Below are 20,813 nucleotides of genomic sequence, written 5' to 3'. Positions count from 1 at the left end.
CCATATAGAACAGCATGTTTTTTCTTCGGGAAATGCCGGCGCAAAATTCACTTTTAGGTGCATTTTGCGCTATGCTGTGCAACAGACTTTTTTCACCGTAATTCACTGATACGTTTATGACTACTCACATTGATTCCGAATATCAAGCCAGTGCGATTGAGCCTCAAGTCCAACAGGATTGGGAATCTCGCAAAGCCTTTAAAGTTGCCGACAAAGTAGAAGGTCCACGTCGTTATATTCTCTCGATGTTCCCTTACCCAAGTGGCAAGCTGCATATGGGTCATGTGCGTAACTATACGATTGGTGACGTGATCAGCCGTTTCCATCGCTTAAAAGGTGAAACGGTCCTGCAACCGATGGGTTGGGATGCTTTCGGTCTGCCTGCTGAAAACGCAGCGATTGCACACCAGGTTGCGCCAGCAAAATGGACTTTCGAAAATATCGCCTACATGCGCGACCAGTTAAAAAAACTCGGGCTTGCAGTAGATTGGGATCGTGAATTTGCGACCTGCACCCCAGAATACTATCGCTGGGAACAATGGTTATTTGTTCAGCTTTATAAAAAAGGTTTGATCTACCGTAAACTTTCAACAGTGAACTGGGATCCGGTCGATCAGACTGTTCTTGCCAACGAACAGGTTGAAAATGGTCGCGGCTGGCGTTCAGGTGCATTGGTGGAAAAACGTGATATTCCAATGTACTACTTCCGCATTACCGATTATGCGCAAGAGTTACTTGACGACCTGGACACGCTTAAAGATGGCTGGCCACAACAAGTTCTGACCATGCAGCGTAACTGGATTGGTCGTTCACAAGGGATGGACATTACCTTCCCTTCAGCGAATCCTGAAATTTACGCAGACGGCCTTACTGTATTCACCACACGTGCTGACACCTTAATGGGTGTGACTTATGTTGCAGTTGCAGCAGAACATCCAATGGCGCTGAAAGCTGCGGAAAATAATGCTGAACTTAAAGCATTTATTGAAGAATGCCGTATGGGTTCTGTGGCTGAAGCTGACCTTGCCACTGCTGAAAAGAAAGGCATGGCAACAGGTCTGTCTGTGAAGCATCCTGTCACTGGCGAAGCAGTTCCTGTTTGGATTGCCAACTACGTGTTGATGTCTTATGGCTCTGGCGCAGTGATGGCTGTACCTGCACACGACGAACGTGATTTTGAATTTGCCAATAAATATGGCTTAACCATCAAACAAGTGATTGCTGCTAAAGGCGCAGACGATGCAGACTTTGATGCTACACAATGGCAAGAATGGTACGGTTCTAAAGAGGGTAAATTGGTCAATTCTGCTGAATTTGACGGTTTAGACTTTCAAGCAGCTTATGATGCGTTCCTTGCGAAATTAGAACCAACAGGCCTGGCAAGTTCTAAAGTTCAATTCCGTTTACGTGACTGGGGTGTATCTCGTCAGCGTTATTGGGGTTGTCCAATTCCAATGATTAACTGTCCATCATGTGGTCAAGTGCCAGTACCTGAAGAGCAGCTTCCTGTGGTTCTTCCGACTGACGTTGTTCCAGATGGTTCAGGTAACCCGTTGAACAAAATGCCTGAATTCTACGAAACGTCATGCCCAAGCTGTGGTGGCGATGCTCGTCGTGAAACAGATACGCTAGATACCTTCGTGGAATCATCTTGGTACTATGCACGTTATGCATCTCCAGACTTTACTGATGGCATGGTAAAACCTGAAGCGGGTCAAACTTGGTTACCTGTCAACCAATACATCGGTGGTGTTGAACACGCGATTCTGCATTTGCTTTATGCACGCTTCTTCCACAAATTGATGCGTGATGAAGGCGTGGTACAAGGCAATGAACCATTCACTAACTTGTTAACGCAAGGGATGGTGCTTGCAGATACCTTCTATCGTGAAGCTGAATCTGGCAAGAAAACCTGGTTTAACCCGGCAGATATCGAACTTGAAAAAGACGAAAAAGGCCGTGTGCTTTCTGCAAAATATAAAGAAGATGGCCAGGAAGTTGTGGTTGGTGGTCAGGAAAAAATGTCGAAATCGAAAAATAACGGTATCGACCCACAATCGATTATTGACCAGTACGGCGCAGATACGGCACGTGTATTCATGATGTTTGCTGCACCACCTGATCAATCACTGGAATGGTCTGATGCCGGTGTTGAAGGTGCAAACCGCTTCCTGAAACGTGTATGGCGTTTAGCAACAGGTTTCCTTGAAAAAGCGAATACTGCTGCAAACATCGACAAATCGGCACTGTCTACGGCTGCGCAAGACCTACGTCGTAAGACACACGAAACCATCCAAAAAGTCGGTGATGATATTGAACGTCGTCATGCATTTAACACTGCCATTGCTGCATTGATGGAACTTTTAAATGCTAACAACAAATTTGAAGCCCAAGATGACAATGACGTGGCGGTTGCACGTGAATCGATTACCACGCTGTTAACTTTACTTGCACCATTTGCACCGCATTTAAGCCAGACTTTATTGGCCGAATTTGGGATTGAATTGAATTCAACTTTATTCCCTGCGGTAGATGAATCTGCGCTGACACGTAATACACAAACGATTGTGGTTCAAGTCAACGGTAAACTCCGTGGTAAGTTAGAAGTATCAGTCGATGCTTCTAAAGATGATATTTTGGCTCAAGCCAAAGCATTGCCTGAAGTTCAACAATTCTTGACTGGCCCAACCAAGAAAGAAATTGTGGTACCGAATAAATTAGTGAATTTGGTGGTTTAAGTCCTTACATTCCCTCTCCTTTCAGGCATAGGTATCTACACAATTCCTGAACTTTGCGTTAAATTGAAGAGCATGCTCTTCAATTTAACATCTCTGGCCTGGATCAGCGTCTTGTCAAGCGCTATAACAGCCTTGTAAAGCTCAATATGAACCCTCTTGCTTCACTTGCTCCGGCAATCAAAGACCTGGCTTCTGCCCAAAAGTCGAGTTTCGCAACCACACAAGCGGTCTGGCGATTCCTGAATAATGACAAAATCTCTTTTAGTCAGTTAAACCAGCCAATTGAACATCTTGCATGTGAACAGATCAAGGCATCACCGCATCAATATGCATTGATTGTTCATGACTGGTCTCAGCTACAGTATGTGAAACACCATCATAAAATTCAGCGCCTGCAAAGAACCCATCAATATGATTCAGGCTATGAATTGCAAAGCAGTCTGCTGGTTGATGCAGCCTCGGGACTACCTATTGCGCCACTGGCGCAGACACTATCAGATGCCTCAGGCTGCTATTCCACATTCAGTCAACACTCTGCTGGGCGCAAATCTCATCTAGATTCACTTACCGAACAAATCAAAGTGATTGAACAATATCCCATTGAGAAAACATGTGTTCATATCATTGATCGTGAAGGTGACTCCATTGCCCACCTAAGGGAAATGAGCAGCCAGGGTTTTAAATGGCTGATTCGGGCGAAAGAAGGCCATCGAATTGAGCATCAGGGCAAAACATGCAAAGTTGCAGAAGCCGCAGAACGAGTAGAAACGCAGCAGGTCCAGCCGATTGCCTATAAAGGAAACCGGCATATGTTGCATGTGGGAGAAACTGCTATCCGGATAACACGTGCAGCAAAACCGAAGAGAAATGACGATTCAGGCCAACGGGTTGCTCCCCAGCCAGGGAGTGCGATTGAAGCCAGATTAATTGTTGCCGTAGTGAAAGATGATCAGGATAAGACCGTCGCAAGATGGTCACTAATCAGCAATGTTCCATCAGAGATTACTACGGTAGAGATGACGACCTGGTATTACTGGCGCTGGACAATTGAATGCTATTTCAAGCTGCTCAAGCAGGCAGGTCATGATATTGAAGCATGGCTTCAGACCAGACCTGAAGCCATTTTAAGGCGGTTACTGATTAGCTGTATGGCTTGTGTTTTAACTTGGCGAATCCAGCGTTCTGAAGATGAACACCATCAGAAAATTCGTGTATTTCTCACCCGTCTTTCAGGTCGGCAGCAGAAAAGAGGTAGGTTGGAAAGTGCACCTGCCTTATTGGCAGGGCTTTCGATTTTACTGAACACTCTTCAACTGCTCTCGGAATATTCAATAGATGAACTCAATGAGATAGCCACAATGGCATTAGGTATCTCATAGATGTGTAGATACCTATGCCTTTCAGGAGAGGGTTAGGGAGAGGTAAATATATAAACCCTCATCCTAACCTTCTCCCAAAGGGAGAAGGAACTTTATGAAGGATTTCACAATTCCCAAACAAAGCCCGTTGCCAGCCAACGGGCTTTGACTTTACAATCCAGTTCAGGATTTCAAATATTCCCTTTCGGGAAGCATAGAGGGCAACACATGCATTTGGGCAAACGTTTAGCAGCAATTGTTTTAACTTGTGGTCTGAGTGCAGGCTTAGTCGGCTGTGGTTTTCATCTGAAAGGAACCAATCCGAGCTCCGCACCTGTTGCTTACTCTGTCATGAGCCTGTCTTTACCGCCCAACACTGAAGAACTGCAAGAGAAACTGGCAGTTTACCTCGGTGCTGCAGGCGTACAGCTAAGTAATGCACCTAAAGCTTATGTGTTACGTGTCCTGGATTACACCCCTCGCCGTCTGGAACTGAACGGTAAACTAGTTGAAACCTTGTTACGTTTAAACGTGACTTTCCGGATTGAAGATGCACAAGGCAATCCGATCACTGAACCACGCACTGTCGTGGCAACACGTACGTATCAATATGATATTGAAACGGTCAACACCGATGACCAGGAACAAAAATATCTGAATCAGGTCATTATTGATGATGTGGCGCAGCAGATCGCGCGTCAGATTTCATCGAACCGCTTACCCTTAGCCAAACAAAATACCTCAGCGCAACCTGCTCAATAAGACCTCTTTATGAAACTTGATTATCTGCAAGCCCTGAAACGTGTCGATGAAGCTCGCGGTGCTTGGGTCTTGCATGGTCAAGAGCCTTTGCTGGAACAGAATTTAATTGATGCCTTTCGGGCCAGCTGGCAAAAGCAGGACATTGAACGTCAACGCTATGACATTAGTTCGGTCGCCGACTGGAAAACCGTCTTTAATGCCTTGAACAGCTTGTCGCTGTTTTCAACCCAGTTGGCGATTGAAGTACATGGCAATATCAAACCGGATGCCAGCGCAATCAAGTTACTGAAAAACTATTTGCAGCATAATGAACAAAACCTGCTGTTGGTGGTGATGCCCAAACAGGATAGTAATAGCCTGAAATCCAGTTTCTTTCAGCTGATTGATGCCAATGGTGTGAATGTTTCGCTGGTGGCCAATTATCCAAAAGACCGGCAGCAGATTCTGGGTATTGAAGCTGAAAAACTCGGCATTCGTTTAGCCAATGATGCCTGGCAATGGCTGGAACAACATCATGAGCACAACCTGCTTGCAGCAAAGAACAGCCTGATGCGGGTTAGCGATACCTTTGCTGAAGTCGATATCATTCAGGTTGATCATTTATATGCATGTTTACAAGATCAGTCACGTTATAGCACCTATGATTTGAGCGATGCCCTGCTACAAGGTAATCTTTCCCAGTCGATCAAAATTTTTCAGTATCTAGTCGTTTCAGGTGAACCGATGAGCCTGATTTTATGGAGTCTCAGCAAGGAAATGCGTCTGTTGATGCAGCTGTTTGAACAACCGCAAAATGCCTTGCAAATCGGGATCTGGAAAACCAAAGTCGGGTTATATCAACAAGCCTTGCGCCGTCTCAGCCCACAGACTTTTCTGGCCTGGCCGGGGTTATTATTAAGAATTGATGCCTCAATTAAAGGACTCGGACATGAAAATCCGGAGCATTTGGTACTACAGGCGATTTCCAGTATCTGTGGCAAGCCCCTATTTCACTAAGTCTTTGTCAAAATTCGAAAAATAAAATAATAATCATTCCTATTAGTTTAAAAAAATACACGATTTATCCTAATTTCGCTTTTATAATCGTTCACAATTCTCTGATTTTGAACCGATATTGATCATGCCAAAAATAAAACCGACGAAATTGATTATGGCCGCCGTGATTGCCATTGCGCTCATCGCTGCGGGGTGGTACTTCCTCAAACCCAAAGAACAGCCTCCGCAATATATTACGGCTGAAGTCACCCAAGGCGATATCGAAAGCTCTGTACTGGCGACTGGTATTCTGGAAGCGACCAAGATGGTCAGCGTGGGGGCGCAGGTTTCGGGTCAGGTCAGAAAAATGTATGTAGAACTGGGCGATCAGGTCAAGCAAGGTCAGCTGATTGCGCGGATTGACTCCGTTCGTCAGGAAAATGATTTAAAAACCGCTGAAGCCAGCATTAAAAATCAGATGGCACAACTTGCAGTAAGACAGGCGAATTTGGCCAAAGTTGAAGCTGAATACAACCGTCAGAAAGCCATGTATGCACAGGATGCCACTTCTCGCTCAGAGCTGGAATCGGCATTTGCGAACTATAAAACGACGCAAGCGGATATCACCGCCATCAATGCACAGATTGAACAGTCGCGTTTGACGCTGGCGACTGCCAAAGAAGATCTTGGTTACACCCAGATTGTGGCGCCGATGGATGGCACGATTGTGGCGATTGTGACCGAAGAAGGTCAGACTGTAAACGCCAACCAGAGTGCGCCGACTATTGTGAAACTGGCAAAACTGGACACCATGACCATTAAAGCTGAAATTTCTGAAGCAGATGTCATGAAAGTTGAAGAAGGTCAAACGGTTTATTTCACTACCTTAGGCAATAACGAGAAAAAGATTTACGCCAAACTGCGTCAGGTTGAGCCTGCACCCAATTCAATTAATACCGATAGCAATACCTCAAGCTCATCGTCAAGTTCTGCGGTGTATTACAACGCATTGTTCGATGTACCGAATGAAGATGGAAAATTACGTATTGATATGACTGCACAAGTTTATATCGTACTGGATGAAGCCAAAAATGTGCTGACCATTCCTGCTGCGGCCATTCAAGGTTCAAACCGTCCGCCACGTGCCAATCGTGGTGAAGCGCGTGGTGAGGGTTCTCGCGGTGAAGGCAGTCCGGGATCACGTCCTGAAGCTGAATCGGCTCAAGGCAATCGCCCTGCCGGTGAACGTCTAGCGCGTCTAAACCTGTCTGAAGCAGAACTTGCATTGATTGAGCAAGGTAAAGCACAACGTGGCATGGTTCGTGTCTTGCAAGCCGATGGTACTGCGAAACCAACCCCTGTATTAATCGGCTTGAATAACCGTGCGACTGCGCAAGTGCTGAAAGGTTTAAAACGTGGTGATCAGGTGGTGATTGCCGATGGTTCTGACACCTCCAATGATGCAGCAAAACGCGGTGGCAATAGCCGTGGCCCAATGAGAATGTAAGCATGAATTCACAACAACAGCCTCTCCTCGAGGTGAAAAATCTGGTTCGTGAATTCCCTGCGGGTGAAAGCACGATCCAGATTTTAAAAGGGGTGAATCTAGAGATTTATCCGGGTGAACTGGTGGCGATTGTCGGTCAGTCCGGTTCCGGTAAATCGACCCTGATGAACATTCTGGGTTGTCTGGACAAACCGACCACGGGTAGCTACAAGGTCAAAGGCCGTGAAACCCGGGAACTGGAAGCGGATGAACTGGCGCAATTACGCCGTGAATATTTCGGCTTTATTTTTCAGCGTTATCATCTGCTGGGCGATTTAAATGCAGCAGGCAATGTCGAAGTCCCTGCGATTTATGCCGGTGCGGATTCATCTGAACGACATGCACGAGCCGTCAAGATTCTGACTGATCTCGGTCTGGGTGAAAAAACCCAGAACCGTCCGAGCCAGCTCTCTGGTGGTCAGCAGCAACGGGTTTCGATTGCCCGTGCGCTAATGAATGGCGGTGACGTGATTCTGGCCGATGAACCGACAGGTGCATTGGACAAGAACAGCGGTATTGAAGTGATGCGTATTTTGCGTGAACTGAATGCCAAAGGTCATACAATCATTCTGGTCACGCATGATCATAATGTAGCGAAAAATGCGACCCGGATTATCGAGATTTCAGACGGTAATATCATTTCCGACCAGCCCAATGTTCCTGAAGTCGAAGAGCATCTGGAAAAACAGCTGCTGATCCGCAGTGAACAAAAGAAGATTTCTTCATGGCGTTCTGCAGTTGACCGTCTCGGTGAAGCCTTCCGGATGGCCTTGCTGGCCATGAATGCACATCGCATGCGGACTTTCCTCACCATGCTCGGAATCATTATCGGTATTGCTTCGGTGGTCTCGGTGGTGGCACTCGGTAATGGCTCACAAAAGCAGATTCTGGAAAATATCAGCAGTCTGGGGACCAATACCATTACCGTATTTCAGGGTCGAGGCTTTGGGGATAATTCCAGATCTTCACAGTCCAAAACCCTGATTCCGGCCGATGCCGATGCGCTAGCTGAACAACCGTATGTCGATGGCGTCAGCCCATCAGTGAATAGCAGTGTCACCGGCCGTTATAAAGAAATCGAAGCTTCAACTACGGTCAACGGCGTCAGTGAAGATTTCTTCTACGTGCGTGGCATGACTTTCCAGTCCGGTCAGCCTTTTGACCGCAGTAGCGTCATGCAACAGGCGCAAGATGTCGTCATTGACACCAATACCAAAAACACCTTCTTTAAGGATGGCACCAATCCGGTGGGTCAGGTGATTTTACTCGGGAGCGTACCGAGCCGGATTATCGGGGTGATTGACGCGCAAAAAGGCATGATGGGCAATAATGACAGCCTGAATGTCTATCTGCCGTATTCCACCGTCATGAGCCGTATGCTGGGGCAATCCAATGTGCGTAGCATCATTGTGCGGATTAAGGATGAATACCCAAGTGCGGCGGCTGAAAATGCGATTCTGAATCTGCTGGTACAGCGACATGGCGCGCAGGATGTGTTTACCCAGAATGCCGACAGTATTCGTGAAACCATTCAGCAAACCACGGCGACCATGACTCTGCTGATTTCAGCAATTGCGGTAATTTCACTGGTGGTCGGCGGAATTGGGGTCATGAACATCATGCTGGTATCGGTAACCGAACGTACTCAGGAAATTGGTGTGCGTATGGCGGTGGGTGCCCGTCAAAGTGATATTTTGCAGCAATTCCTGATTGAAGCCGTTCTGGTCTGTATCTTGGGTGGTATTTTGGGTGTGCTGCTTTCCCTCGGGATTGGCCAATTAATTACCCATTTTGCCGGCGGTACTTTCCAGATGGCGTATTCAACCACTTCGATTGTAGCGGCCTTTGTCTGCTCAAGCCTGATCGGGATTGTGTTTGGCTTTATCCCGGCACGTAACGCTGCTCGTCTGAATCCAGTCGATGCGCTCTCTCGCGAATAAGGAATCTGATATGCAAATGAATTTAACCAAGCTTGCCAGTGCCCTGTTGCTGGGAAGCTCGCTGGTCGGTTGTGCCGCAGTGGTGAAAACCCCCTATGAACAGCCTGCAATCAATATGCCGGGCAGCTTTCAAAACAATAAGGTGCTTAGTCAGCAGATTCATGCCGATATTCTGGCAGATCAATGGTGGACTTTATTTAAAGATCCGCAATTAAATAATTTGGTGAATGAAGTATTGGCGCAGAATACCGACCTGGCAGTGGCTGGCATCAGTTTACAACAGGCCCGCATTCAAGCCAGACAGGCTCAAAGCCAGCAAGGCGTTCGTGTCGGTGATGCAAGAATTTCAACGGGCCATCGTTTTAGCCTAGATGGTGGTGGCGATTCTTCGACCGGTATTTCTCTGGGTTATCCAGGCTTAAGCTATGAACTGGATCTGTTTGGCAAACTGGCCAATCAAACCGAAGCCGCTCGCTGGGAGGCCTTAGCCTCTGAAGAAGACTTGCAGGCAACTGCTCAAAGCCTGATTGGCACCACGGCGCAACTCTATTGGCAACTGGCTTATCTGAATGAACGTTATAGCGTGGTACAGCAAAATCTGGCGACCGCGCAAAAAACCTATGATTTGGTGCGAGTGCAATATCGTGCCGGCGCAGTATCCGGTCTGGATTTAACCCAGGCGGAACAGGCGATTCAAAGCCAACAGGCAACCTTAAGCCAGATTGAACAACAACGTGTGGAAACACGTACCGGACTCGCGGTATTGCTGCATATGCCGGTACAACAGCTCGCGATTCAAGAGCCAAGTCGTTTACCGAATATTCAATTGCCGAGTATTCAGGCCGACTTACCGGCAAGTTTATTGTCACGTCGTCCTGACCTTCGAGCGACTGAACTGCGCTTGCGTAAGGCACTGGCCAATAAAGATGCCAACAAAGCCAGCTACTATCCATCCATTAGTTTGACCGGTAATCTGACCACCGGTATTGGCAGCAGTACGTCCCTCTCCAATGCACTGAAAAATCCGGTTGCAACTTTAGGTGCTGGTCTGACTTTGCCTTTCCTGCAATGGAATGACATGAAACGTGATCTGCAAGTCAATGAGCTGGAATATGAAAAAGCCATTATCCAGTATCGCCAGACCATGTATGAAGCCTTTGCTGATGTGGAAAATACCTTGTCGAATCGTACTGAGCTCACTAAGCAGGTTGCATTACAGCAACGCAATGTTGAGCTGACAGAAAGAACTGAACGCTTGACTGAAGTGCGTTATCGTAATGGTGCGGTGGCGTTGAAAAACCTGCTGGATGCACAGGAAACTACGCGCAATGCGCGGCTGTCTTTGGTGCAAACCAGACAGAACCAGTACAATGCTTATGTCACCTTGATGCAGGCATTGGGTGGTAGCCCGATTAAACAATTACCTTAACAAAGCTTGATCCATAAAAAAACCGCTGTCAGACAGCGGTTTTTTAGCTCATATGATTTGAGTCAGTTTATTTCATTTGCAAATACGCATTCACATTTTTCAATAATTCAGTGGATCGCTCATGTCCGAGTAAACTGCCTTTTTCCAGCCAGTCCCGTGCGATTCCGATATCACGCTCCACGCCAATTCCCTTGGTATATAAACGTCCAAGATGGCTATAAGCATCCGCATTTACCTGCGCTGCCGCCTGCTGATAATACTGTACGGCTTGCTCAATATTGCTCTCAACACCTTGACCCTGTTCATATGCTTCACCCAGAGCATTCAGTGCTACACCATTCTGCTGAGCGGCTGCTTTTTGCAGATAGCTCAAGCCTAAGGCAATATCCTGCGCAATCTGTTGGCCTTTAAGATATTTCAAGCCCAATTCTGCCTGTGCCTGGGCATGACCCAATTGCGCAGCCTGATGCAGATAACGATTGGCCAGCTCTGCATTATTGATATACACAGGATAAATGCCTAACAGGGCTTGATACAGAAACCATGCAGCCTCTTTCGAACCTTTCGCAACCGCCTGATTCAGGTACTGGACAGCTTTATCACGTATCGGTAAGGGATATTCAGCCAGACTATAAAACCGGCCGACGATATAAATTAAATCTGCTTCAGACTGAGCCACAATCTGCCAATAGTGCTGTACCGCGCTCTGAATCATTTGTGTGGCTTTGGCAATGTCTTTTACTGTACCGACACCATTTAAATAACACAGCGCTAGCCCCATCTGTGCAGACACATCATCAGGACTAAGCTGATAGGCAGCCTGATATAACTCAAATGCTTTTTGCGGTTCGTTGGCCACCAGGTGCTGCTCAAAATACAGCGCAGCAATCATGCATAATGCAGGCGCATGCTGACTGTTGGCCGCTTCCGACCAGTAACGAAATGCCATGGTTTCATTTTTATCAACATACCAGCCATGAAAATAAGCCAGCCCGATTAAAGTCTTGGCTTGTGCATCGGCATGCTCTTTGGACTGCTGCAATAAATGCTGGAACACGCGTTGACGCTGGTCGGTATCGATACGGCCTTGTAACACACCGGCATAATAATCATAGAGACCTTTCTGGTCACCGAGACTGATACAACGTTTAATAAATTGCAGCGATTGCGTCAGGTCTTGGGGCAGAATCTGACCATGCGCATAATCATCGGCGATTTGCTGATTGGCAGCCAAATGATCTTGCTGTGCCGCCAGAAACAGATAATGAATTCCTTGCACTAAATCTTGGGTTGTTGAATCTGCCAGATAATACTGGGCCAGCTGATACTGCGAATTGGCATGACCCTGTCCGGCATTTTGAATTAACAATGCCAGACGCTGTTTTTCTGCAGTCATCTCGTTTTGAGGCTGACCTTCGGTAGAAGAAAGTTCAGTAATACGATATTGGGCATCCAGATTGCCACGTGCTACCGCATGTCGGTACCAATACAAAGCTTTTTCCGGGTCAGCCTGTTGATACGCCTCCCCTTCATGAATCTGCCCCAAATGATAGGCTGCTTCATCACTGCCCAAGCGAAAGGCTTTGTCCAGGTAGCTGATGGCTTTTTCAGTATTTTGCTCATGCCCTAGACCTTGCAGATGCATTAGGCCCATACCTACATAGGCTTGTGGAATTTCCTGTTGCTGAGCCAGTCCCTGATAAATCTGATAGGCACGTTCATAATTCGGATGTTCCGGATCTGAACTCAAACGTGCTGCATGTTTCAGTTGAGCATCAATCTGCTCAATCCATAAATCATGTTGTACAGCCTTCGCCTGATCACGTTTCACCGGATCCGGACGTTTCCACATCCAGATCGCCAACGCCCCTATCCCCAAAATCAGTACCAGCAAGAACCACATAGCTGCTCCAAAACATTATTTTTGTTCTGCGAATGAATCCTTTCATTCTAAACGCCAGTTTAAAAAAAGCACATAGATTGTGCTTTTTATTTTTTAAATCAGGCTTTTGCTCTTTTATTATCGAGTTTTTTCAAGCCTTCTGCTACAGCGACCATGGCAAAGCTTGAAGTTACCACCACGGCAGAGCCATAACCACCACAGCGCAAGCCGGCACTGGCGCAGACATCGGCACTGGAGAATGGATTATCGATGGAATAGACACAAGTAATGCCGAATTTTTCTTTGGGCTTTTTGCAGATGCCTTTGCTGCGTAACTGGGCACGTAATTTGGCCAGCATCGGATCCTGTTCGGTTTTAGATAAATCGGCGACCCGAATTTTCAGCGGGTCCAGTTTACCCCCTGCCCCGCCCGATACAATTAAAGGAATCTTGTTAAAGCGACAATGTAGCATCAGAGCAAATTTGGCTTTGACATCGTCAATACAGTCGAGGATTAAATCTGGATCACCTGCTAAAGTTTCTTTGATATTTTCAGGCGTCAGGTAATCATCAATCAGATTAATTTTAATGCGTGGATTAATTGCGCGGCAACGCTCGGCCATGACTTCAATTTTTTCATGACCCAAGGTGGTACTCATGGCAGGTAACTGACGGTTAATATTAGACGCGGCCACCACATCCATATCGACCAAGGTCAGCTCGCCCACACCACTACGTGCCAGTGCTTCTACCGCCCATGAACCTACGCCCCCGATACCAATCACCATCACATGACTTTTTTCATAATGGTTAAAGCTGTCTTCTCCATAAATTTTGGCAACACCAGCAAAACGGCGGTCATATTCATCATCTTGAAGCAGGTCGGTCATAGGTCATCTATAGCAATAAAAATACCGGATCATTTTAACAAAATCCGCTTTTCTTTACCGCCACTAAATTTTTGATCGATTTAAATGACATTCAGACCGGATGAGAGCGACAACCCACTCGAGATTGATTAAAATATCAACAAATTAATTCTATGTCATTTGGCCAAAAGGAGTGAAATGTCATGCTATTTAACACCCTTTTGGGTTTGAACATACTTTGTATCGGGCTTTATTTTTATGTTCTGATCAGCCAAAAAAACAAAAATTATTATCTCAGTATTCTCATTCGTTTAATGACTTTAGGATTATTTGGCTTGGTTATTTTCGATCGTTATGAAACACAGAATCATCTGATCATGTTATTGCTCTTGTGGGTAGGCTTTGAAAGCATGGAGCAGTTTTACGCTAGAAAAAAATCCAGTTCAGTAAAATAAAAAAGAGGCTTGCGCCTCTTTTCAATTCATCGGAATTTAGTCTTTATTCATGATAAAGAAATATTGACGATAATATTTCAGTTCTGCAATCGAATCGCGAATATCATCCATCGCCAGATGCGAGGCATTTTTCTTGAGACCGCTCATGATTTCCGGGCGCCAGCGTTTGGCTAGTTCTTTCACTGAAGAGACATCCAGATTACGGTAATGGAAATACTGTTCCAGTTCAGGCATCAAACGGTGCAGGAAGCGACGATCCTGACAGATCGAGTTACCACACATCGGTGAAGATTTTGGATTGACCCATTTTTTCAGGAATTCAAGGGTTTGCTGCTCGGCATCCTGAGCGGTCAGTTTACTGCGACGCACACGCTCAATCAGACCGGACTGACCATGCTGGCGAGTGTTCCACTCATCCATGGCATTTAACAGACGTGCAGGCTGATGTACCGCAAGCACAGGACCTTCAGCCAAAATATTCAAATTGTCATCGGTTACAATTGTTGCAATTTCAATAATTTGATCATTGTCTGTGTCTAGACCTGTCATTTCAAGGTCAATCCAAATCAGGCGGGTATCAGCGGTACTGCTCATAAATGTGCAATCTTATTGGGTTTAAAAACAACTATAGTAGCAAATTAATTACATCTTGGGTGTCATTCGGGGGCTGCTTCATGCTATTTTTGCCATCTGATTTACCCGGTTTTTTTAGGATATGAATGGCCTTAATACGTAAGCGTCGTCTGACAGAGCAACAACAGCGCCGCATTCAGAAACAACAGAAAACACGTCAAGAAGATCTCGATACCTCCAGTGATCTTGAAGGTTTAGTGGTGCAACATTATGGCCGCCAACTTGAAGTGCAAGCTTTGTCTCGCCCTGACATTCACCCTGAAAAACCTGTGGTCGCCGATGGTGAGCCTGAACCTTTCTGGAAAGAGATTGAACTGGACAGCGTCTGGCGCTGTCATACTCGAACCAATCTGGATTTATTGGTCACGGGTGACCGGGTCAAATGGCAAGCCGATCCGAATACCGGTTTAGGAATTATCACCGCGATTCATCCCCGAAAATCCTTATTGACACGCCCCGACCGCTATCACAAGGTTAAACCGGTAGCGGCCAACATTTCACTGATTGTGATCGTGTTTGCACCATTGCCTGAGCCAGCGCCGGGCCTGATCGACCGTTATCTGGTGGCCTGTGCCGATGCCGATATTCCTGCATTGCTGGTGATGAATAAAGCCGATTTGTTAAAAGAAAACGATCCGATTCTGACTCTGCTGCAAGAATATCAAGATCTCGGTTATGAAGTGATGCAGACCCAATCCGATGGCGACCTGACTGCACTGTCTAATCGTCTGGAAAATGAAACGGTGGCTTTCGTCGGTCAATCTGGTGTGGGTAAAAGCACGCTGATTAATGCGATCGTGCCGGATGCCGCACAGAAAACCAATATTATTTCGGAAAACTCGGCACTCGGTCAACACACCACGACGTCAACGCGCTTGATCGGTTTTGGTGAAGGTGCGGCCCTGATTGACTCTCCGGGAATTCGTGAATTTGGCCTGTGGCATCTGACTTTAGATAAGGTACAAAGCGGCTTTCCTGAAATTGAAAATCTGCTCGGCCATTGTCAGTTCCGTAACTGTACCCATAAGCATGAAAAACAATGTGCTTTGCGTCAGGCTGCGGCCGAAGGTGAAATTTTGCCGCGCCGACTGGACAGCTATTTACGTTTAATCGACGAAATCACTGAAGCACAGCAAAAAAATTAATTTTCTTAACCCTTGGCCCTTGAAGCGGTGATTTTGATCACCATATTTATGAGCTATACTCTTGGCAATTTTAAAATTGTAATTAGGTGAATTGTGGAACGTTGGTTCGAGTTTATGGGGAATCACCCCTTCTTATTTGGAACACTCGCGGTATTAGTGGTTTTGTTCTTCATTATCGAAGGTCAACGTAACGGTCGCAAAATTTCTCCGCAATCGCTGGGAATTTTAGTCAAAGCAAAAAATGCCATGCTGGTTGATCTACGTGATGCCAAAGACTTCCGTGAAGGTCATATCAGCGGCAGCCGTAATATTCCATATAGCCAGATTACAAAACATGTTGAAGAGCTGAAAGCATCTGATCGCCCTTTGGTGTTCATTTGTAACCTTGGACAGGTGGCTGGTACTGCATTACAGCAGGTTGGTCATGCCGATGCCTACCGTCTTGATGGCGGCGTCAGCAACTGGAAAGCTCAAGGTTTACCTTTGGTGAAAAGCAAATAATCCACGAACAGGAGATTGATCATGGCTGAAGTTACTATTTACTCGACGACAGTGTGTCCTTATTGCGTGCGTGCAAAACAGCTACTGGAACGTAAGGGTGTGGCATATAAAGAGATTAACTTGTCTCAAGAAGCGCCTGAAGTACGTCTTGAATTGATGCAGCGTACCAATCACCGTACCGTGCCACAAATTTTTATTAATGATCAGTTCATCGGTGGTTTTGACCAACTTTATGCTTTAGAGCGTGAAGGCAAACTTGATGAATTGCTGGCTTAACCTTACTAAAATTATCACTTCATATTAAGGATCAAAAAATGAGTGAAGAACAACAAGCTCAACCACAATTGGCATTAGAGCGTATTTATACCAAAGATATTTCTTTTGAAGTTCCTGGGGCGCAAGTTTTTACCAAGCAATGGCAACCTGAGTTAAACATCAATCTTTCTTCTTCTGCAGAAAAAATTGATGAAACTCATTTTGAAGTAGCTTTGAAAGTCGTGGTTCAAGCGACCAACGAAGGTGATACCGCGTTTATCGTTGATGTCACTCAAGCTGGTATTTTCCTGGTGGATGGCGTTGAAGAAGAGCGTCTTCCATACATCCTAGGCGCATACTGCCCGAACATCCTGTTCCCGTTCCTACGTGAAGCAGTGAATGATATGGTGACTAAAGGTAGCTTCCCACAATTGCTATTGACTCCAATCAACTTCGATGCTGAATTTGAAGCCAATATGCAACGTGCGCAAGCCGCTGCTGTGGATGGTCAAGCTTAATCGCTATCCTTCAAATCTAAAAAAGACCACTTATGCGGTCTTTTTTATTGCCTTGAGTGGCCTCCCCCTTTATCAAAGGGGGAATGAGGGGGATTTTAATCATTTCCTCACTCAGAGAAAGAAGTCATTCCCCTCTCTCTAACTCTCTCCCTGAGGGAGAGAGGATTTATAGGACTTATTCCGCATCCGCCATCAAATCAGCGCTCATACCTACCGTATTGAAACCGGCATCGACATACAGGATTTCACCGGTAATTCCGTTAGCCCATGGCGAGCACAGGAATAATGCGGCATTACCGACATCTTCAATCGTCACATTACGTTTTAATGGAGCAACTTTCTCATTCAGGTCAAGCATTTTACGGAATGATTTAATACCTGAAGCTGCCAAGGTACGGATTGGACCCGCAGAGATCGCGTTCACACGAATACCTTCCTGACCCAAGCTAGACGCCAAATAACGTACGCCTGCTTCTAAAGAGGCTTTGGCCATACCCATCACGTTATAGTTTGGCATTACACGCTCAGAACCTTGATAGGTCAATGTCAGCAAACAGCCTTGACGGACTTGCAGCAAAGGTTTTGCCGCACGTGCCATTGCAATAAAGCTATAAGCACTGATGTCATGTGCAATATTAAAGCCTTCACGATCCGTGATCTCGGTGAAGTCACCATCTAGCGTATGTGCCGGTGCAAAACCGATAGAATGCACTACGCCGTCCAGACCATCCCAGTGTTTAGCCAGTTCGGCAAATGCATGGTCAATTTCAGCATCGACTGCCACATCACAAGGAAAAACCAGTTTCGAACCAAACTGTTCAGCAAAGTCATCTACCCGCTTTTTCAGCTTTTCATTTGGATAAGTAAAAGCCAATTCAGCACCTTCACGATGCAATGCTTGAGCAATACCAAAAGCAATCGATAATTTACTCGCAATGCCCGCGATCAAGAAGCGCTTACCCGCCAAAAGTCCTTGTGCCATGTGAATCTCACCTAAAAGAATGTATATGGCATGATGCCAAGTCTGAAGCATTTTAGAAATTGCATAATGCACCTTTTTTTCGATTTATGATGAACTGGGAATTTAAGACTGAGTTAAGAGTATTAACTTAAATGGTCAGATGCAGGGCCTGATGAGTATTTTGCCAGAGCTGTTCAGCCAGTTCCTCTTTGTGCATATGCAGGCTCTTTGCCAGTCCTTGCAGCACATAAGGTAAATTTGCAGGTGTATTTCGGGTACGTTGCTCGGTCGAGCTTTGACAACAGAGTGGCGTCATATCCGGACAGTCAGTTTCCAATACCAAATGTTCTGGTCCGACATACTGCACCACTTGATGAAGTTTTTTGGCATTTAGATTGGTGATTTGCCCGGTGATGCCCAGTTTGAATCCCAGCTTGATAAAAGCCTTGGCTTCCTCAATCCCACCACCAAAAGCATGCGCAATGCCGCCCTGTTTAAACTGCTGCTGTTTTAAAATCTGCAAAACCTCCGCATGCGATTTGCGGATATGCAGCAAAACCGGCTTATCAAATTGCTGTGCCAGTTCAAGCTGTGCAGCAAAAAAATCTTTTTGCTTCTGAAAAATTTCCGCCTGTTTGTGCTGTTTTAAAAAGGTATCCAGACCGATTTCGCCAATGGCAATGCATGGTTCAGTTTTGAGCAGCCGTTCCAAATCGTATAGATGTTCAGCCTGATGCTGTTCAATATAAAACGGATGCAAGCCGGGTGCCAAATGGCTTTGCGGGGCATTTTCCAGATCATTGATGAAGTGATGGGTCCTTAACAAATCTTGAAAACGGTTTTGCAAAAAACCAATTAAAACCAGATGATCGACACCTACCGCTTTGGCCGTATAGGCCAACTGTTCCCGATCAGGATCAAAATCGGGAACATCAAAATGGGTATGCGTATCAAACAGTTTTAAGGTCATTTGGCTTTTGCAGCAGATGCTGGCTGTGCCTCGGAGGCAGCTTTTTCAGTTTGAGGCAGATATTCGGGTTCCAGCACACCTTGTAACTGCTCATAAGGAATCATCAGACGTGGCAAGCCAACAACATATGGCCCAATTTCATATTCGGCATACTGCAATATCAAGCCGTCTTTGCCCAGATAGAAGTTATCGGTAAGCTTGAACTTCCAGGCCTGTTCATATTCGGCGACATCTTTGGCCAGCTTGGACTCTACTACCCAGGTTTTAAACGCATCATAAGCACGCGCTTCCAGTTGGGCTTTCTGTTTGACCGCAATAATGTCATCCAGCTTGATCAGCTTTTTCTGTTCCAGATCAAAATTATAATAAGTCTGTGCAGATGCCCCGTGTGCGCCTCCCAGATAATAACTGCTGTTCAAAACTACTGTCGCTAGAGGATCACCCGAATGCAGAATCTTGGGCTTAATCATCAGGCTAATACTATGACTGGCACTCAGGGCCTTGAGCTCTTTATCCAGATTCAAGAAAGTCTGCATATAAGGTTGAGTTTGCTGCTCAAGCTGCTGTTTTGGTGTCACCACTGTTGCTAAAGCAGCTTTGGGTTCAGAGGCGGCAACGTCTGCTTCGCTGGCAGCGCTCACTTTTGCCGGTTCAATCGCATCAAGAGACAGGATATTTTTCAACTGTTGCAGAATCTGCTGGTCGATCCATTCATCAATAAAGCTCTGATTACTGTTCAGACGTTCGATCGAGATTTCCGGACAGCTTTTGTCTTCACATTCTGGAATCGCCAGCTTGAGCTTTTCGGTATCGCCGCTGAGTTTAAGTGCTTCAGCTTCGGCTTGTAGCACCTCGGAAGCACTTGATTCTTCCGGCTCATTACTCTTCGGCTGGCACGCACTCAGCAAGATCGCTGATGCCAGGATAGATAGACAAAAGATATTCTTGTATTTTGGCATTCATTCACCTTTTTGGAACCTGTAATCTCGCAGGATCATGAGCTTTAAAACATATGCTGATAGATATCAGCTTTCAAGACCTGTTGTGTTTGTTGTTTTGTTAAATAAATATCCAGTTGTTTGGCATCTTTGCTAATTTCATGGCTGCGAAAATGCAGACCAATGCCTTCCTGATCAAAGAACCAGTCAGCCTGTCCCCAATACAGTTTTTTCGGTGCTTTCTGCTGAACTTGCTGATCGTTTTCTTTGAGCCATGTCTCATAAGCTTGTTGAATAATCTGATCCATTAATAACTGTTGCTTAGGATCAATAATATCCAGTGGAGTCAGCATTTTCTGCTGGCGACGATCAGCCACAAAAAAATAATAGCGCTCATGCACGCTGACATTTTCCTGTTTGGTATCGACCCCAATCTGCATCAATACATATTGATTGCGCTGGTAGGGAATGCGGGTATATAGCGATAACTCATAAGCCTTGTTCAGATTGAGCTGCGCCTGCCAGGCATCCGATTTTTTTACATAGGCATTGATCGCCTGCTGTAAATTCATGTCCTGTTTCAACCCAATTTGATCCTGGATCACTTTGGCCTGCTGCTTTTCAATCCATTGGTTCATCCATGGATCAACCGTATGCAAGGTCTGAATATCCAGATTGATACAGTTTTTATTTTCACAAAATGGCAAGGCAATTTTAGCCGGCTGCTCTTGAATATTCAGATAAGGCAAAACATCTGCGGTCTGCTGAGCTGCGGTCATTTTCTCATTTTGCGGAGTATTAACAGGCTCTTTTTCGCTTTGATCACAGCCACTCAGGACAAGACTTAAACCAATCACAGAACCGAGGACGACTTCCTTGCTGAGCTTCATTCTCTTTGCTATATCTATCGAGTTATTAATTGCTTAAATGTAGCATAA

19 protein-coding genes are annotated in these 20,813 nt (G+C 45.8%); 12 read left to right on the top strand and 7 right to left on the bottom strand.

Translation table 11 applies throughout. The features are described 5' to 3' along the window. Positions 1-116 precede the first annotated feature (116 nt). The 7 genes from leuS to I6L24_RS06200 all read left to right on the top strand — a co-directional run bounded on the left by leuS (position 117) and on the right by I6L24_RS06200 (position 10,748). A complete protein-coding gene (leuS, locus tag I6L24_RS06230) occupies positions 117-2,738 on the top strand; it encodes a leucine--tRNA ligase (RefSeq protein ID WP_153567167.1) in 2,622 nt (873 codons plus the stop codon). A 146-nt stretch (positions 2,739-2,884) separates the two neighbouring features. Next, positions 2,885-4,117: a transposase gene (locus tag I6L24_RS06225; protein ID WP_004730312.1), complete on the top strand. Its 1,233-nt coding sequence runs from the start codon at positions 2,885-2,887 to the stop codon at positions 4,115-4,117. A 207-nt stretch (positions 4,118-4,324) separates the two neighbouring features. Further along, entirely contained in the window at positions 4,325-4,858 is a 534-nt protein-coding gene (locus tag I6L24_RS06220) for an LPS-assembly lipoprotein LptE (RefSeq protein ID WP_153567027.1), read from the top strand. A 9-nt stretch (positions 4,859-4,867) separates the two neighbouring features. Further along, the gene (gene holA / locus I6L24_RS06215) at positions 4,868-5,854 is read left to right on the top strand and encodes a DNA polymerase III subunit delta (RefSeq protein WP_004733070.1); all 987 of its coding nucleotides are present in this window, start codon (positions 4,868-4,870) and stop codon (positions 5,852-5,854) included. Positions 5,855-5,978: 124 nt separating this feature from the next. Beyond that, entirely contained in the window at positions 5,979-7,340 is a 1,362-nt protein-coding gene (locus tag I6L24_RS06210; protein WP_216986529.1) for a MacA family efflux pump subunit, read from the top strand. Positions 7,341-7,342: 2 nt separating this feature from the next. Next, the gene (locus I6L24_RS06205; protein ID WP_153567029.1) at positions 7,343-9,319 is read left to right on the top strand and encodes a MacB family efflux pump subunit; all 1,977 of its coding nucleotides are present in this window, start codon (positions 7,343-7,345) and stop codon (positions 9,317-9,319) included. Between the two features lie 10 nt (positions 9,320-9,329). Continuing rightward, on the top strand, positions 9,330-10,748 hold the full coding sequence (locus I6L24_RS06200) for an efflux transporter outer membrane subunit (protein ID WP_153567030.1): 1,419 nt from the start codon (positions 9,330-9,332) through the stop codon (positions 10,746-10,748). A 67-nt stretch (positions 10,749-10,815) separates the two neighbouring features. Here I6L24_RS06200 and I6L24_RS06195 read toward each other — a convergent pair whose 3' ends face one another. Further along, the gene (locus I6L24_RS06195) at positions 10,816-12,651 is read right to left on the bottom strand and encodes a tetratricopeptide repeat protein (RefSeq protein ID WP_153567031.1); all 1,836 of its coding nucleotides are present in this window, start codon (positions 12,649-12,651) and stop codon (positions 10,816-10,818) included. 98 nt (positions 12,652-12,749) lie between these two features. Continuing rightward, complete coding sequence (locus tag I6L24_RS06190; protein ID WP_114542006.1) at positions 12,750-13,520, bottom strand: tRNA threonylcarbamoyladenosine dehydratase; 771 nt, start codon at positions 13,518-13,520, stop codon at positions 12,750-12,752. Positions 13,521-13,702: 182 nt separating this feature from the next. Here I6L24_RS06190 and I6L24_RS06185 point away from each other — a divergent pair, with 182 nt between their 5' ends. After that, positions 13,703-13,954, top strand: a complete 252-nt coding sequence (locus I6L24_RS06185; protein WP_004733081.1) for a hypothetical protein — start codon at positions 13,703-13,705, stop codon at positions 13,952-13,954. 36 nt (positions 13,955-13,990) lie between these two features. Here I6L24_RS06185 and orn read toward each other — a convergent pair whose 3' ends face one another. After that, positions 13,991-14,548, bottom strand: coding sequence for an oligoribonuclease (orn, locus tag I6L24_RS06180; RefSeq protein ID WP_044109923.1), 558 nt, complete (start codon positions 14,546-14,548; stop codon positions 13,991-13,993). Between the two features lie 125 nt (positions 14,549-14,673). Between orn and rsgA the strand changes: the two genes are divergently transcribed. The 4 genes from rsgA (at position 14,674) to secB (ending at position 17,006) form a co-directional block, all read left to right on the top strand. Then, positions 14,674-15,732, top strand: coding sequence for a ribosome small subunit-dependent GTPase A (gene rsgA, locus I6L24_RS06175; RefSeq protein WP_004278384.1), 1,059 nt, complete (start codon positions 14,674-14,676; stop codon positions 15,730-15,732). Positions 15,733-15,825: 93 nt separating this feature from the next. Further along, complete coding sequence (locus I6L24_RS06170; protein WP_004647440.1) at positions 15,826-16,233, top strand: rhodanese-like domain-containing protein; 408 nt, start codon at positions 15,826-15,828, stop codon at positions 16,231-16,233. A gap of 21 nt (positions 16,234-16,254) precedes the next feature. Further along, positions 16,255-16,509: a glutaredoxin 3 gene (gene grxC / locus I6L24_RS06165; protein WP_004278388.1), complete on the top strand. Its 255-nt coding sequence runs from the start codon at positions 16,255-16,257 to the stop codon at positions 16,507-16,509. Between the two features lie 38 nt (positions 16,510-16,547). Beyond that, entirely contained in the window at positions 16,548-17,006 is a 459-nt protein-coding gene (secB, locus tag I6L24_RS06160) for a protein-export chaperone SecB (RefSeq protein WP_004647439.1), read from the top strand. Positions 17,007-17,181: 175 nt separating this feature from the next. Here the strand turns inward: secB and I6L24_RS06155 are convergent, their stop codons facing one another. The 4 genes from I6L24_RS06155 to I6L24_RS06140 all read right to left on the bottom strand — a co-directional run bounded on the left by I6L24_RS06155 (position 17,182) and on the right by I6L24_RS06140 (position 20,765). After that, a complete protein-coding gene (locus I6L24_RS06155) occupies positions 17,182-17,988 on the bottom strand; it encodes an enoyl-ACP reductase FabI (protein ID WP_004647438.1) in 807 nt (268 codons plus the stop codon). A gap of 127 nt (positions 17,989-18,115) precedes the next feature. Then, entirely contained in the window at positions 18,116-18,937 is an 822-nt protein-coding gene (locus I6L24_RS06150; protein ID WP_004647437.1) for a TatD family hydrolase, read from the bottom strand. Beyond that, a complete protein-coding gene (locus tag I6L24_RS06145) occupies positions 18,934-19,896 on the bottom strand; it encodes an RsiV family protein (RefSeq protein WP_153567032.1) in 963 nt (320 codons plus the stop codon). The genes I6L24_RS06150 and I6L24_RS06145 overlap by 4 nt, the downstream gene beginning before the upstream one ends. Positions 19,897-19,940: 44 nt before the next feature. Continuing rightward, complete coding sequence (locus I6L24_RS06140; protein WP_004647434.1) at positions 19,941-20,765, bottom strand: hypothetical protein; 825 nt, start codon at positions 20,763-20,765, stop codon at positions 19,941-19,943. Positions 20,766-20,813 lie beyond the last annotated feature (48 nt).

This window comes from Acinetobacter lwoffii (genome assembly GCF_019048525.1).
In the GTDB taxonomy this organism is placed as follows: Bacteria; Pseudomonadota; Gammaproteobacteria; order Pseudomonadales; family Moraxellaceae; genus Acinetobacter; species Acinetobacter lwoffii_K.
Note: the sequence above shows the minus strand (reverse complement) of the source record. Positions and strands in the feature narration are given on the sequence as shown.

What these genes read in the sequence shown, in the direction of transcription:
- leuS (WP_153567167.1), top strand. Translation starts at nt 117, where the DNA reads ATGACTACTCACATTGATTCCGAATATCAAGCCAGTGCGATTGAGCCT.
- I6L24_RS06225 (WP_004730312.1), top strand. Translation starts at nt 2,885, where the DNA reads ATGAACCCTCTTGCTTCACTTGCTCCGGCAATCAAAGACCTGGCTTCT.
- I6L24_RS06220 (WP_153567027.1), top strand. Translation starts at nt 4,325, where the DNA reads ATGCATTTGGGCAAACGTTTAGCAGCAATTGTTTTAACTTGTGGTCTG.
- holA (WP_004733070.1), top strand. Translation starts at nt 4,868, where the DNA reads ATGAAACTTGATTATCTGCAAGCCCTGAAACGTGTCGATGAAGCTCGC.
- I6L24_RS06210 (WP_216986529.1), top strand. Translation starts at nt 5,979, where the DNA reads ATGCCAAAAATAAAACCGACGAAATTGATTATGGCCGCCGTGATTGCC.
- I6L24_RS06205 (WP_153567029.1), top strand. Translation starts at nt 7,343, where the DNA reads ATGAATTCACAACAACAGCCTCTCCTCGAGGTGAAAAATCTGGTTCGT.
- I6L24_RS06200 (WP_153567030.1), top strand. Translation starts at nt 9,330, where the DNA reads ATGCAAATGAATTTAACCAAGCTTGCCAGTGCCCTGTTGCTGGGAAGC.
- I6L24_RS06195 (WP_153567031.1), bottom strand. Translation starts at nt 12,651, where the DNA reads ATGTGGTTCTTGCTGGTACTGATTTTGGGGATAGGGGCGTTGGCGATC.
- I6L24_RS06190 (WP_114542006.1), bottom strand. Translation starts at nt 13,520, where the DNA reads ATGACCGACCTGCTTCAAGATGATGAATATGACCGCCGTTTTGCTGGT.
- I6L24_RS06185 (WP_004733081.1), top strand. Translation starts at nt 13,703, where the DNA reads ATGCTATTTAACACCCTTTTGGGTTTGAACATACTTTGTATCGGGCTT.
- orn (WP_044109923.1), bottom strand. Translation starts at nt 14,548, where the DNA reads ATGAGCAGTACCGCTGATACCCGCCTGATTTGGATTGACCTTGAAATG.
- rsgA (WP_004278384.1), top strand. Translation starts at nt 14,674, where the DNA reads ATGGCCTTAATACGTAAGCGTCGTCTGACAGAGCAACAACAGCGCCGC.
- grxC (WP_004278388.1), top strand. Translation starts at nt 16,255, where the DNA reads ATGGCTGAAGTTACTATTTACTCGACGACAGTGTGTCCTTATTGCGTG.
- secB (WP_004647439.1), top strand. Translation starts at nt 16,548, where the DNA reads ATGAGTGAAGAACAACAAGCTCAACCACAATTGGCATTAGAGCGTATT.
- I6L24_RS06155 (WP_004647438.1), bottom strand. Translation starts at nt 17,988, where the DNA reads ATGGCACAAGGACTTTTGGCGGGTAAGCGCTTCTTGATCGCGGGCATT.
- I6L24_RS06150 (WP_004647437.1), bottom strand. Translation starts at nt 18,937, where the DNA reads ATGACCTTAAAACTGTTTGATACGCATACCCATTTTGATGTTCCCGAT.
- I6L24_RS06145 (WP_153567032.1), bottom strand. Translation starts at nt 19,896, where the DNA reads ATGCCAAAATACAAGAATATCTTTTGTCTATCTATCCTGGCATCAGCG.
- I6L24_RS06140 (WP_004647434.1), bottom strand. Translation starts at nt 20,765, where the DNA reads ATGAAGCTCAGCAAGGAAGTCGTCCTCGGTTCTGTGATTGGTTTAAGT.